Here is a 13400-nt window from a genome sequence, read left to right as displayed (position 1 = left end):
CAGATTGGCCTGACCATCCGCGATATTAACCCGCACCTCCAATGGCCCAAGAGCCGGGGGATTCAGATGGATTTCGGCTCCGCGCGTCTGATTTCCCACCATCCACACCACTTTATCGCCGAGACCCGTGCCCCAGTTTTCCGCCCCCACTCGCTGCGGAACAGACAAACCTGGTTGACTGGTTGCCGGCACTTTATCCGTAGTCAATAAACTTGCCTGCAATTGTTGCGCGGGGACAGAGCTGCTCTGTGTCTGTGCTAGCGACGTGTCCGGCAAGACGAGATCGGCCTTTTTTTCGGCAAGTACAGCACCGAATTGCAATTGCCTCGGCTCAGCCAGATCCGGCATATCCGATGTTTCCGGCAAAATCCGGGAATTCGCTGCAGCGGTCGCATCAACCGAACCGGCATTACCAACCGGCAATTCTTTGCCGCTTGCCACTTTTACATTAGCCAGCGCCTCAGATAATCCTGCCGCGGAAGCTGCGGGAGCACTCGAAACAGCTGGTAGAACTTTTTGCATCGGGATCAGGGCGGGATCTACCAATACCTGCGGAAGCATCCCCAGCAACGATGCGGCATCCTGCACATCACCATCCTCGGCTTCCGTTCCTTTCGTGGTTCCTTTCAGCGCAGCCTCTGCAGTTGCGGCAGCTTGCGGAGCAGCCAACGCGATCTGCTTGGCTAGCAGAACGCCGAAATTGCCGGCGGCCGGCGCCTCCGCGGCAGCGATATCGGATGACGCGCCCACATTGGATGTTTCGACATTCTGCGCGTTCGTACCATGGGTAGAAAGCTGAGATGAAACTGCCAGGTTTTCCATATTGCCGGTTGCCAATTAATCAGTTAATCGACTTAAAGCAATCTATATGCCAAAGATTACTTGTGAGGCGGCGCATCCTCGGCGGCACGGCGTCTCAGATTATGCTGGGCAAACTCGTCCTGAACCTTCTGATCGCGGCGGTTTTCCTTCTGCAATTCGCTGCATTCGTGCCGCTCGCGCAGCACATGATAGGCTTTGACCTCGCGCTCGCGCTCTTGCCAGAGCAGTTGCGCATCCTCCCAACGCTGCTGGCAGCGCTGTACTTCAATCGATTGCGTGCGTATTGCCAGTTCGAGTTTGGCAATGAATCTTTGAAAATCCATCATCGCATGCACGGTCATGCCGCCGGCGCTATTGTTGACCAGCCGCGAATGATAGTCCGCAAGATAGCTCTCGAGCTGACGCAACTTTTCTTCAGCCTGCGTCCATTGGCCCCGCAGATGCTGCAGCTCCTGTGCCGCCGACTCGCTACGCTCCTCTGCAAACTTGACTAGTGGCTGCAGGCGAAAGGTGGCCATTAAATAAAGCTTTCGGTTGTCTCGCCGCCCAGCAATGCGGCAAGCTGGCTGCGACTGTCGGGTACATTAAAATGCTCAGGAATCGCTTGCCGCAGAAAAGTCTCCAGGCGTGGATAGATTGCAATTGCCTCATCGATTTCAGCGTCGCTGCCGCGCACATAGGCGCCGACGCTGATCAGGTCGCGGCTACGCTGAAAGCGGGAATATAGCTGCTTGAAGCGGCGCACCAGGTTGAGTTCCTCCTCCGACAACAACGCCGGCATGACGCGGCTGATCGAAGCCTCGATATCGATTGCCGGATAATGCCCGGAATCCGCCAGCGAACGCGACAATACGATATGGCCGTCGAGGATGGCGCGCGCGGCATCTGCGATGGGGTCCATCTGATCATCCCCTTCCGCCAGCACGGTGTAGAAAGCGGTGATGGAACCGCCCCCGTCGCTGCCGTTACCGGCACGCTCCACCAATTGCGGCAGCTTGGCGAATACCGAAGGCGGATAGCCGCGCGTCGCCGGCGGCTCACCAACCGCCAACGCGATTTCGCGCTGCGCCTGGGCGTATCGCGTGAGTGAATCCATAATCAGCAGCACGTTCTTGCCCTGGTCGCGAAAATATTCCGCGATCGCTGTCGCATACGCCGCGCCGTGCAGGCGCGACAGCGGCGAGGTATCGGCCGGCGCCGCGACTACAACCGAGCGCGCCAGCCCCTCCTCGCCCAGGATCTGCTCGATGAACTCCTTGACCTCGCGCCCGCGCTCGCCGATCAGTCCCACCACATTGACATCCGCGTTGGTGTAACGCGCCATCATGCCCAGCAGCACGCTCTTGCCGACGCCGGAGCCCGCGAACAATCCCATGCGCTGGCCGCGCCCCACCGGCAACAGGGCGTTGATGGCGCGCACCCCCACGTCCAGCGTTTGATTAATGGGGGCTCGCGTGAGAGGGTTGATCGGGCGACTTTGCAAGGGCGTGCGTTCGGCGAGATGCAACGGGCCTAGCTGGTCCAAGGGGCGACCGCTGCCATCCACGACGCGCCCCAGCAGTTCAGGCCCCACCGGCACTTGCTTGACGCGGTCTTCGGTGCGGCGCCGGAATAAATGCAGCAATTGACCGGCCTGGGGATGAGGCGGGGCGGTTTCCAGCAGCGCCACGCGCGCGCCCGGATGAACACCATAGACATCCGTAGACGGCATCAGCAGAAGGCGCTCACCGGAAAACCCGACCACCTCCGCATCCACGCTCTGGCCGTCCGGCAGCGACACTACGCAAACGCTACCGACCGGAGCCTTGATTCCGACCGCCTCCATCACCAGCCCCGCCACCCTGGTAAGGCGGCCGGTAACCATCCACGGCGAGATACGCGGCAATGCCTCACGGCAGTTGCCGAGCAGGTTGCGGCAGTTCTCTAGCATCGGAGTGGTCAAGTTGGCATCGAACCGAAATCAGTCATAGTCGTTGGCGTGCGCGCATTTACTGTACGCCTCTTGCCAGTTTAACGCGGTACAACTATTCGGCATCTTCCAGCCACGAATTATTCTGCCCCAACGCTGCAGCAATTCGCTGCCAGCGACTGGGCAGGCTGGCATCCACCTCGGCAGAAGCGGTCTCTATCAGGCAGCCGCCGCGCCCGAGGCGCGGATCTTCTACCAGCCTCCAGCCGGCATGGGTAAGCTCGGCACTCAGCAATTCACGGACCAGCACGGCATCTTCCGGATGCAGATGGATATGAGGATGCTGGGTATTTTGCGGCAGGCTCTCCATCGCGCTCCGGATCACTGAAAGCAGCAATTCCGGCTTCACCTTCAATACCTGCCGCAGCATTTGCTTGGCAATATCCAGCGAGAGCGCCAGCAACTCATGCCCCAACTCCTGCTCCAGACTCTTCATCGCGGACTCAAGCCCAGCTATCAGCATGCGCAAGCGTTCCGCTTCCGCCTGGGCCTTGGCCAGCCCATTCTGATAGCCGGTAGCCATGCCCTCGCGGTATCCTGCCTCATAGCCTTCGCGGTGCGCATCATGATGCACCCGCTCCAATTCCTCAGCCGTGGGCAGCTTTACTTGCTGACGGTCGTGACCATCCAGGTCTTTTGGCTTCCAGCGCAGAAGATCCGGTAAATCTTCACCGGGGGTGAAATTCCCGGCCATTTAAATCGTATCGCCCATGACCATCACACGAATGCCTCTTCGCCCTTGCCGCCCAGCACGATCTGCCCCTCGTCGGCCAGACGGCGAACGATCTTGAGGATCTCCTTCTGTTCCGCCTCGACTTCGGAAAGCCGTACCGGCCCCTTGGCTTCGAGGTCGTCGCGCAACATTTCCGCGGCTCGCTGGGACATGTTCTTGAAGATTTTCTCGCGCAATTCCGGTGTAGCGCCCTTCAATGCCACGATCAGCGATTCCGATTGCACCTCACGCAACAACAGTTGAACACCACGATCGTCAATCTTGATCACATCCTCGAATACGAACATTTCATCCTGGATTTTTTGCGCCAGTTCGGCATCGAGCTCCTTGATGTTGCCAATGATGCTGCTCTCCGCCGCGGTTCCCATGTAGTTGAGGATTTCCGCAGCGGTCTTGATGCCACCCATCGCAGTTTTCTTGATATGGTCTCCGCCGGACAGCAGCTTGGTCAGCACGTCGTTCAGTTCGCGCAATGCGTGCGGCTGAATACCATCCAGCGTGGCAATCCGCACCATGACATCGTTGCGCAAGCGCTCGACGAAATGGCCGAGAATCTCGCTGGCCTGGTCGAACTCGAGGTGCACCAGGATGGTGGCAATAATCTGCGGATGCTCGTTCTTGATCAATTCGGCCACGGAAGTCGCATCCATCCATTTAAGGCTTTCGATGCCGCTGGTATCTCCGCCCTGCAGGATGCGTTCAATCAGGTTGGCGGCCTTGTCGTTACCCAATGCCTTGGTCAATACCGCACGAATATATTCGTCCGATGCCATGCCAAGCGTGGTGCGCTCCTCGGTTTGCGCACGAAAATCGCGTAAGGTCGATTGAATCTCCTCGTGCGTGACGTTCGACAACGCCGCCATCGCCGTGCCTATTTTCTGCACTTCTTTCGGCCCAAGAAACTTGAGCACATTGGCGGCTTCCTCTTCGCCGATGCTCATCAACAGGATTGCGCTCTTGCGAACGCCTTCATCATCCATGCTCATACCTTGGACACCCAGTCTCTCACGACGTTGGCGACAATCTTGGGATCCTCCTTGGCCATGTCCTTGGCCATTTGCATATCATCTTCATAACTGTGCGCGCGTCTGCCGCCGCCAATATGCACCACATCTCCGCCGTGCCCACCTAACTCCAACTCCCTCTCTTCGAGCTCCTTCCGCTCCAGGCGCATGCGATGCGCTTCTCCTGCCGCCGCCAATTCGCTCAAGGCTGGACGGATCACCCCCATCACCAGGTATATCAGGATGCCGGCGATAATCAGGTATTTCACCACATCCTTGGCCAGCGCGACCATGGCCGGATCTTTCCATATCGGCGCACTCACGGTCGACGCTTCTTCGCCCGGATTGAACGACGCATTGACCACATTCAGGGTATCGCCTCGCGTCTGGTTGAAGCCCATGGCCTCGCGCGCGAGGTTGTAAATCTGCATCAACTCCTCTTTGGTCAGGGCACGGTAGTTAACTTTGCCCTTCTTGTCCTTTTCACCTCTGTTATTGACGACGACCGCCACTGAAAGCCGTTTAATGCTGCCAACAGAGGCACGCACATGGCTGATGGTTTTATCCAGTTCAAAATTAGTGGTGGATTCCTTGTGAGTCGTGCCGCTTGCGCCGGCTGCTGCATTATTTGCACCGGCCCGCCCGCCAGGCGCGTTAATCGGTGCGGTTGCGCCGCCCGGCGGCTGGTTCGACAAGGCGCCTGGCACACCCCCTGCCGCAGCTCCGGTGTCCGATTGCGTCTCCGACGTTTGCGAACTGCGGATGGCGCTTTGCTGCGGCGTCGGGTTGGGCTTGTAAGTTTCAGCCGTCTGCTCGGTCATCGAAAAATCGACATCGGCTGTCACTTGCGCACGCACATTATTTGGGCCGGTGATCGGCGCCAGAATATCCTCGATGCGACGGATATACGTCTGCTCCACTTCATGCAGATATTCCAGCTGGCTGGAGTCCAGCCCCAGCGAGTTCTGCTTGTTATTGGATGTCAGCAAGGTGCTGTTCTGGTCGATGATCGTAACATTGGACGGTGGCATGTCCGGCACGCTGCTCGCCACCAGGTGCACGACACCCTCCACCTGGGCCTTTTCCAGCGTGCGTCCGGGATAGAGATTGATCAGGATGGAAGCCGAAGGCTTTTGCTGCTCCCGGACGAAAACGGTTTCCTTGGGAATCGCCAAATGCACGCGCGCGCCCTGCACCGAAGAGATAGCTTCGACGGTGCGGGTAATCTCACCTTCCAGCGCGCGTTGATAGGCGATATTCTCCTGAAACTGGGTAACCCCGATCTTCATGTTATCCATCAGGTCGAACCCTACCGCGCCGCCCTTGGGTAACCCCTGCGAGGCCAATTTGAGGCGGGCTTCGTACACCATGCCGGACGGCACCGTGATGGCGCCGCCGCCCTCGGCCATCTTGAACGGGATATTCAGTTTCTGCAGGGAATCGATTACCGCGCCGCCATCGCGGTCGGAGAGGTTGCTGTAGAGAATGCGGTAATCGGGGGTCTGCACCCAGATCCAGGAACCGACGACAATGGCAACTACTACCGCTACTGCCACCATCAGCCCGACTTTACGGCCCGGTGGAAGGTCGTTGAATCCGCGCACCAGCGCGCTCAGAGATTGTCCGGATGCCTCGGCCATATTGTTCTAAAAGTTAATCGCAACGGCGGTTGCGGGAGCCCCGCCATTGTAAAGGAAAAGGCACCCAAACGGCTGCCTGACTATCGCATCGACAATGAAAAAGCGGGCCCACTTGCGTGCGGCCCGCCCGACTTTTTATTCGCGTCTAACCGCGAAATTTGTATATCGCCTCAACTCAATCGCGCTCGCCCAACAATGCCATCAACAGGCTCAGCAAGTTGACGAACAAGTTATAGATATCCAGATAAAGCGCTAGCGTCGCCATCACATAATTGGTTTCACCGCCCTGGACAATACGGCTGACGTCGTACAGGATATAACCGGAAAACAGCAGCACCGAAATTCCCGACAGCGCCAGCGCCATTGCCGGAATCTGGAAGAACAGATTGGCGAACGAAGCGATGACCAGCAGGATCAGGCCGATGAACAGGAAGTTGCCGAGGAAACTGAAATCCTTCTTGCTCACTGTGGCTATGCCCGCCAGGCTCATGAAAATAACCCCTGTGCCACCTGCTGCCAGCCCGACGATTTGACCACCGTTTCTCAAGTGCAATGCCACTTGCAGGATGGGGCCCAGCATCAGGCCCATGAAACCTGTCAAAGCCAGAAGCAACACGACCCCGACCGCAGAATTACGATTTGCAGAGATCCCCATGAACAACCCGAACATTACCGCCAGCATTACCAGCATCGCCATGAACGGGTGCAAGGCCATGAAAGAAAAATTCATGCTCATGCCGGCCAGCGCGCCTGCCACAGTGGGGAGCATCGACAAGCCCAGCAGCATATAAGTGTTGCGCAAAACTTTGTGAGTGCCCAGCGCGGTTGCAGTCGGCGAACCGGCAAGTTGGTATTCAGATGACATAAGGTTGATTTCCTGTGGTTGAAAAATATCTGGCTGTAAGACTAACCAATGCCGGCGAAAGTTTCAAGCTTGCCGGAATCCGGGGATGCGTACTCAACCGGAGATGCGAATTCAAAAAGAACCGACGCTGAAATAAGTAGCCACGGCATTACGGGCAGCGAAGCTGCTCGCCGATGCCTGCTGCGCAGCCAGCGCCTGCCGGGAAGCGGTTTGTGCAACTGCCCTTTGGGCATCGTTATGGTCGCTCTCGACGGCACTCGGGCGATGACTCAAGTTATTCCGGTTTTGGTCGCTAATGCCGCTACTGGAAAGTGGTTTGTCATTCACCTTTTCAAGACGGGAAGCAAGTCCGGAAAATGCCGCCAGCGTATTCGCCCGGTCATTCTCAAATGCCTTGTCGAGCCGCTGCTGATTGACGGCAAAACTACCGTCCTTCTGGCGTTCAACGCCGGACTTCAGCAATGCGGATGCCCCTGCGCCATCCTTGCCGGCAATGGCTTGATCGACATTGCCGAGGGTCTGCCTGGCGCGATTGTCGGAACTGGCGGCAGCCGCCGCTTGACGGAGGGAGTTGAGGGAACCGACCACACCTTCTACTGCGACCTTGAAATCCCCCAGGTTGGGTGGCCGGCTGAAGTCCTTGAGCGCCTGTGCCCTGGCCTGCAGATCATCTAGTGAAAATCTGACGACTCCGAACGGACTGAGCTTGGCAATAGCGCTGCTTCCCTTGCGCTGATCGAGAAGAACGGGATTTTGACTCGCATTGCTGCCCTGCGATTGCGCCGCAAAGACATCAATCGTACTGGAGGTTGAAACGGAGGTGCCGGATATTGCCACTTGATCCCCGTGTCCTTAATGATGCTGAACTGGTTCGAGTATAAGTCACGAACACATAAAGATCAAGCCAGGAAGCAGAATTTCTTTTACCCGTCAGTAAGTTGCAAATCGCCCTCGACGATGCCGATGGATGCCACCTGCTGCAGCGCCATGACAAATTCCGGGTCTTCGTGCAATTCGTCCGTGGTCGGCGGATGCGGTTTGCCGTGCATGCGTGCCAGACGCGCCATGCTGAGTGCCGGCATTTTCCACTGCAGCGTATCCAGCAACTCGTCCGCAAGCTCGGGCCGATTGCATACCAGCACCATATCGCAGCCTGCATTCAAGGCGGCCAGCGCGCGCTGGGTGACGTTGCCGGCCACGGTCGCGCCTTCCATCGCCAGATCGTCGCTGAAGATCATGCCGTGGAAGCCGAGATGCTTTCTCAGCACCTGCTGCAGCCAGATGCTGGAAAAGCCGGCCGGCTTGCCGTCCACCTTGGGATAAATCACGTGCGCCGGCATCAGCGCTACCATACCGGCATCGATCATGCGGCGGAAAGGTTCGAGATCATCCTGTTCGATCTGGCTGAACAGGCGCTCGTCCACCGGGATTTCGGTATGCGAATCGGCCGCAACAAAGCCGTGTCCGGGAAAATGCTTGCCCACCGCCGCCATGCCACCATGCTTGAGTCCCGCCATCAGCGACTGCGCCAGTTCGGCGATGGCTTCGGTCTTGCGGTGAAAGGCGCGGTCGCCGATGACGCCGCTGCTGCCAAAATCGATATCCAGCACCGGCGTGAAGCTGAAATCCACGCCGTGCGCGCGCAACTCGGCAGCCAGCACCCAGCCAGCCAGTTCGGCCAGTTGTCGGGCTTTCTTGGGGTTGCGGTCCCAGATATTGCCCAGTTCGCGCATCGGCGGAATACGGGTGAAACCGTCGCGGAAGCGCTGCACACGGCCGCCCTCGTGATCCACCGAGATCAAGAGCGGCGGCTGGCGCAGTGCATGAATGGACGCGGTAAGCGCCTTCAGTTGCGCCGGCGACTGGTAGTTGCGCCTGAACAGGATAACGCCGCCGACCAAGGGGTGCTGCAAACGGCGGACATCGTCCGCATTGAGTTCGGTGCCCTCGATATCGAGCATGATGGGGCCGAGCGACATGGTTTTACCTTTTTACGTCCAGAGTGTCGCGCAGTTTATCGCCCATTACGTTTACCGCCAACACCAGCGACATTAAACTCAGGCCCACAGCCAGCACATAATGCGGCGCCACCAGCAGATAGCGCACCCCGTCGCGCAGCATCGCACCCCAGGAAGCGTGCGGCGGCTGGATGCCGAGGCCGAGAAAAGACAGGCTGGCTTCAGCTACAACGAGACTGGCGATGCTGTAAGTCGCTTCCACCAGCAACGGCGCGGCCAGCAACGGCAGCATATGGCGCAGCAGGATGCGCGGCGTGCTGGCGCCCAGCACCTTCGCCGCCAGTACATGCTGCCTGCCGCGCAGCGACAGCGCCTGCGCACGGGTCAGCCGCGCATAACCCACCCACGACGTCAGGCACAGCGCCAGGATCAGGTTGCCGATGCCGGGGCCGAGCACGGCGGCAAATGCGATCGCCAATAAAATACCCGGAAAAGCCAGAAACACGTCGGTGACATGCATCAGCAGGCGATCCAGCCAGCCGCCGTAATAACCGGCAGCGAGGCCTACCAGCGTACCCAGAGTAAATGTGACCAGCGTCACCAGCGCCGCCACGGTCAGCGAGATGGATGCACCGGCCAGCAGCCGCGCCAGGATGTCGCGGCCGAGATCGTCATGGCCCAGCCAGGCCGACGCCCCCGGCCCGGTCAGGACTCTGTCCAGATGAATGGCGTCGGGTGACGTGCCCAGCCACGGCGCTGTCAACGCGGCAACGGTCCAGAACAGAAGAACGGCTAATGGGAAACCGCCGATGAACGCCGATGAACGCCGATGAATAATAAATCGGTAGCAACTGGGGAAATGATCTTTGTCGGCGTCCATCGGCGTCTATCGGCGGTTAATTCATACTTTCAAACCGCACGCGCGGATCGAGCCGGGCATAGGCCAGATCCGCGGCCAGATTGACCAGCACATAAGTCATCGCGATCACCAGCACGCAAGCCTGGGTCACCGGGTAATCGCGCTTCTCGATCGACTCCACCAAGAGCCGTCCCACGCCGTCCCAGCCGAACACCGTTTCGGTAATCACCGCGCCGGCCAGCAGCGAGCCCAACTGCAGGCCGACTACCGTGACCACCGGCAGCAGCGCGGCTTTCAGCGCATGGCGCAGCACCACGACGCGTTCCGGCAGGCCCTTGGCGCGGGCGGTGCGGATGAAGTCTTCGCCCAGGCTTTCCAGCATGCTGGCGCGGGTCATGCGGGTAAGAATGGCCGCCAGCCCGCAAGCCAGCGTCAACGCCGGTAGCCAAATGGATGCGCCGCTTTCCATGCCGCTCACCGGCAACAGCCCCAGCCACAATGCGAATACCAGCATCAACAGCGGCCCCAGCCAGAAATGCGGCATCGCCGACAACGTGAGCGCAAACAGCGTGGCCAGGTTATCCGGCCAGCGCAGATGGTTGAGCGCAGCCGCGATGCCCAGCGGCATGCCGATCAGCAGCGCAATGACGAGGGCCAGCGCCGCCAGTTTTGCGGTCGCCGGAATACGCTCCGCCAGCAGCTCGGCGATGGGCATGCGGGTATGGATGGAATGGCCGAAATCGCCATGCGCCAGCTTGCCTAAGTAAACGGCAAACTGCACCGGCAACGGCCGGTCCAGCCCGAGGTCGGCGCGCAACTGGCCGCGATCGGCCGTGGTGGCCGACTCCCCCAGCATCACCTCGACCGGGTCGCCGGGCACCAGGTGCACCAGCAGAAACGTGAGCAGCAAGACGCCGAACACCACCGGCACCACGCCGGCCAGCCGTTTCAGCAGCGCATTCAAGCTTTGATCATCACCGGCGTGCCGGCCGGAACCCTGTCGAACAGCTCCGCGACGTCGGCATTGCGCATGCGAATGCAGCCGTGCGACCGCGCGATACCCATCGGTTCGCTGTCCGGCGCGCCGTGGATGTAAATGTAGCGCTGCATGGAGTCGCAATGGCCGAGGCGATTCACGCCCGGCTCACAGCCGGAAAGCCAGAGGATGCGCGTCAGTATCCAGTCGCGCTGCGGCTCACGGACGGCAAGCCCGGGCGTCCAGATTTCGCCGGTCGGGCGGCGGCCGACGAACACCGCGCCCAATGGCTGCCCGGCACCGATCCTGGCGCGCACGACATGCCGCCCGCGCGGCGTGCAGCCGCTATCCATGGCTTCGCCCGGACCGTTCAGCGCGGTGGATACCGGATAGACGGCCAAACTCTCACCCATATCATCGCGCAGGGTCAGGATTTGATCCGATATGGAAATGACTATGTGCATGCGATATCCATAGGCAAACGCAGAGGCTTCATTCAGCCCAGCCTATTCATTGAAATAAGCCTGCATCAAGGCCGCGACTTCCCGATCAGCCACTGAATCGGACTGGCTCAAATGCCCGACAACGCCGCGCCGGTCTTCAATGCTGCGGTTCTGGCTTAATTTGAATTTTCCCTGGATTTCAGTCACTTCAATCTCGAAACCCGCAATCATGCCGAGCATGCGCGCGCTATCCCCTTCTTTCAGCCGAGGCTGCCATGGATTTGGAGCATTCGCCTCATACTTCTCCGTCAGCTTTTCGACAATGCCGATCACCCGCGCCTCATCCTGGATAATTTTCGCGGTCCCATAGAGATGGACAACCGCGTAATTCCAGGTAGGCACACCTGGCGCGGCATACCATGAAGGGGAAACATACGTGTGCGGCCCCTGAAAAACCACCAGCACCTTTTGTTCTTGCGCCAAATGCTGCCACTGCGGATTGGCGCGGGCCAGATGGCCTATCAACTTGCCATGCGCGCCATGTTTTTCATACAAAAAAGGAAGATGACTGATATAAGGCAACCCATGTTCAACCGTAGCCAGCATTCCGAAGGAATGGCTTTCGATGAGCGCGTATAGCCGTTCGCCGTCATCCTCATTGAAATACTTGGGAATGTACATGGAACTTCCGTCCTCACTGTTTTGTTACGGTTGCCAGACTATCCCAATTACCGTCGGCTCTGGGCTGGTAGCCTGCAATATTTTTGCGCATCGCCGCAAACTGCCCTTCGTACCACAGCGGCACGTAAGGCAGCAGTTGATGCGCGCGGGCGGTGGCGCCGCGCCAGTCGCCGTTTTCGATCAGCCGGTCCAGCTGCTTATCCTGCAAATGTCCGCGGTTGGCGCCCGCCGGCGGCATTGAATCGCTATGGAACGCCAGCCGATAGATCTCCGGCGTCTTGATGCCCACCCAAGTCAGCCCGTAGAGCTGAAATTTACCATGCTTGACATCATCGAAGAACGTGCCCCAATCCAGGCTGCGGATTTCCAGCGCGATGCCGGCGGGCCGCATCTGCGCCTGCATCGCGGTGGCGAGCCGCACGCGCTGGGCGTCGGTGGAAGTCTTATAGACCAGTTTCAGCGGCAGCTTGACACCCGCCTGTTGCAGCAAAGCCCGCGCCTGGGCCGGATCATAGGCATACGGCGGCAAGCCAGCGTTGCCGGCCCAGTGTTCCGGCGGCAGGATGGCCGCGGCGGGACGGCTGCCGCCGACCAGCACGTTGCGGATGATAGCGCCGCGGTCGACGGCCAGCGTAACTGCGCGGCGCACTCGTTCATCCTTGAGCAGCGGGTCTTGCAGGTTGAAGCCGAGATAAGAAAAGTTGGCGCCGGGCGTTTCCCGCACGGTGACGTCGGCCTGGCGCTTGAGGTAGGCCACCAGCTCCGGCGGCAAATCGCCTTGCAGCAGGTCTGCCTCGCCGCGCAGCAACTTGAGCACGCGCACCGTGGGGTCGCGCACTTCCTCCAGAACGATGCGTCTGTGGTCGGCTGTGCGCTCAAGTTTCAGCGTCTTGCTCCATGCCGTGAGCCGCAGCGGCCCGCTGCCCACCGGATGCCGGGCAAAATCGTGATGCTGCGCGATCAGCCGGGCCGGCAGGATGCCGATGATAAGGCGCGCGGGGAACTGGGCATCGGCAGCACGCAACGTGAAATCCACGGTATCGGCATCCGCCGCCTTTACCTCGGCGATATTGGCAAACTCGGCAGTGTGCGGGGAATCCTTGAGCTCCAGCAGGGACCGATAGGTGGCCGCGACGTCTTCGGCAGTGAGCGCGGAACCGTCATGGAAACGCCGTCCGTCTTGCCCCAGAGAAAACCTGCAATGCAGCGCGTCGGCGCATTTCCAGCCGGCCAGCGCGGGCACCGGGCGGAAATGGGCGTCGAAATCCACCAGCGGCCGGTAGATCAGGCGGTTGACTCTTTCGGAAGCGGCGTCGGTGGCGTAGCGGGGATCGAGGGTCAGCGGCGCCTGGGCCAGCGCCATGCGGATCTCGGATGAAGCCACCGTCCGCGTACAGCCGAGAAGAGCCAGGCAGCACAATGCCCATGCCGTTGCCAGATACCTCACGTC

Annotated in this window: 14 protein-coding genes; all 14 read right to left on the bottom strand. The window is 59.6% G+C overall.

Going from position 1 to position 13400, the window contains the following annotated elements; translation table 11 throughout:
• Positions 1 to 822 (bottom strand): flagellar hook-length control protein FliK (locus VGK14_RS02575; RefSeq protein WP_414691694.1); only part of this gene is annotated, 822 nt, incomplete at its 3' end.
• Between the two features lie 56 nt (positions 823 to 878).
• Positions 879 to 1340: a flagellar export protein FliJ gene (gene fliJ / locus VGK14_RS02570; protein WP_331507361.1), complete on the bottom strand. Its 462-nt coding sequence runs from the start codon at positions 1338 to 1340 to the stop codon at positions 879 to 881.
• Positions 1340 to 2752: a flagellar protein export ATPase FliI gene (gene fliI, locus VGK14_RS02565; RefSeq protein WP_331507360.1), complete on the bottom strand. Its 1413-nt coding sequence runs from the start codon at positions 2750 to 2752 to the stop codon at positions 1340 to 1342. The genes fliJ and fliI overlap by 1 nt, the downstream gene beginning before the upstream one ends.
• A gap of 94 nt (positions 2753 to 2846) precedes the next feature.
• Positions 2847 to 3485 (bottom strand): flagellar assembly protein FliH, encoded by a 639-nt coding sequence (locus VGK14_RS02560; protein WP_331507359.1) that lies wholly within the window; start codon positions 3483 to 3485, stop codon positions 2847 to 2849.
• A gap of 23 nt (positions 3486 to 3508) precedes the next feature.
• Positions 3509 to 4504: a flagellar motor switch protein FliG gene (gene fliG, locus VGK14_RS02555; protein ID WP_331507358.1), complete on the bottom strand. Its 996-nt coding sequence runs from the start codon at positions 4502 to 4504 to the stop codon at positions 3509 to 3511.
• A gap of 2 nt (positions 4505 to 4506) precedes the next feature.
• On the bottom strand, positions 4507 to 6168 hold the full coding sequence (gene fliF / locus VGK14_RS02550; RefSeq protein WP_331507357.1) for a flagellar basal-body MS-ring/collar protein FliF: 1662 nt from the start codon (positions 6166 to 6168) through the stop codon (positions 4507 to 4509).
• Positions 6169 to 6343: 175 nt separating this feature from the next.
• Complete coding sequence (locus tag VGK14_RS02545) at positions 6344 to 7033, bottom strand: Bax inhibitor-1/YccA family protein (RefSeq protein WP_331507356.1); 690 nt, start codon at positions 7031 to 7033, stop codon at positions 6344 to 6346.
• Positions 7034 to 7144: 111 nt separating this feature from the next.
• The gene (locus VGK14_RS02540) at positions 7145 to 7870 is read right to left on the bottom strand and encodes a hypothetical protein (RefSeq protein WP_331507355.1); all 726 of its coding nucleotides are present in this window, start codon (positions 7868 to 7870) and stop codon (positions 7145 to 7147) included.
• 86 nt (positions 7871 to 7956) lie between these two features.
• Complete coding sequence (gene nagZ, locus VGK14_RS02535) at positions 7957 to 9012, bottom strand: beta-N-acetylhexosaminidase (protein WP_331507354.1); 1056 nt, start codon at positions 9010 to 9012, stop codon at positions 7957 to 7959.
• Between the two features lie 4 nt (positions 9013 to 9016).
• Positions 9017 to 9802 (bottom strand): ABC transporter permease, encoded by a 786-nt coding sequence (locus tag VGK14_RS02530; RefSeq protein ID WP_414691695.1) that lies wholly within the window; start codon positions 9800 to 9802, stop codon positions 9017 to 9019.
• Positions 9803 to 9887: 85 nt separating this feature from the next.
• A complete protein-coding gene (nikB, locus tag VGK14_RS02525) occupies positions 9888 to 10805 on the bottom strand; it encodes a nickel ABC transporter permease (protein WP_331507365.1) in 918 nt (305 codons plus the stop codon).
• Between the two features lie 5 nt (positions 10806 to 10810).
• Entirely contained in the window at positions 10811 to 11290 is a 480-nt protein-coding gene (locus VGK14_RS02520) for a L,D-transpeptidase (RefSeq protein ID WP_331507352.1), read from the bottom strand.
• A gap of 42 nt (positions 11291 to 11332) precedes the next feature.
• A complete protein-coding gene (locus tag VGK14_RS02515) occupies positions 11333 to 11950 on the bottom strand; it encodes an FMN-binding negative transcriptional regulator (RefSeq protein WP_331507351.1) in 618 nt (205 codons plus the stop codon).
• A gap of 13 nt (positions 11951 to 11963) precedes the next feature.
• Positions 11964 to 13397 carry an ABC transporter substrate-binding protein gene (locus tag VGK14_RS02510; protein ID WP_414691693.1) on the bottom strand — a complete coding sequence of 478 codons (1434 nt, stop codon included), beginning with the start codon at positions 13395 to 13397 and terminating at the stop codon, positions 11964 to 11966.
• Between the last annotated feature and the right edge of the window lie 3 nt (positions 13398 to 13400).

Source organism: Novimethylophilus sp., from assembly GCF_036504375.1.
Classification (GTDB): Bacteria; Pseudomonadota; Gammaproteobacteria; order Burkholderiales; family Methylophilaceae; genus Novimethylophilus.
The sequence above is the reverse complement of the archived record's forward strand: the minus strand, read 5'-3'. Positions and strand labels throughout refer to the sequence as shown.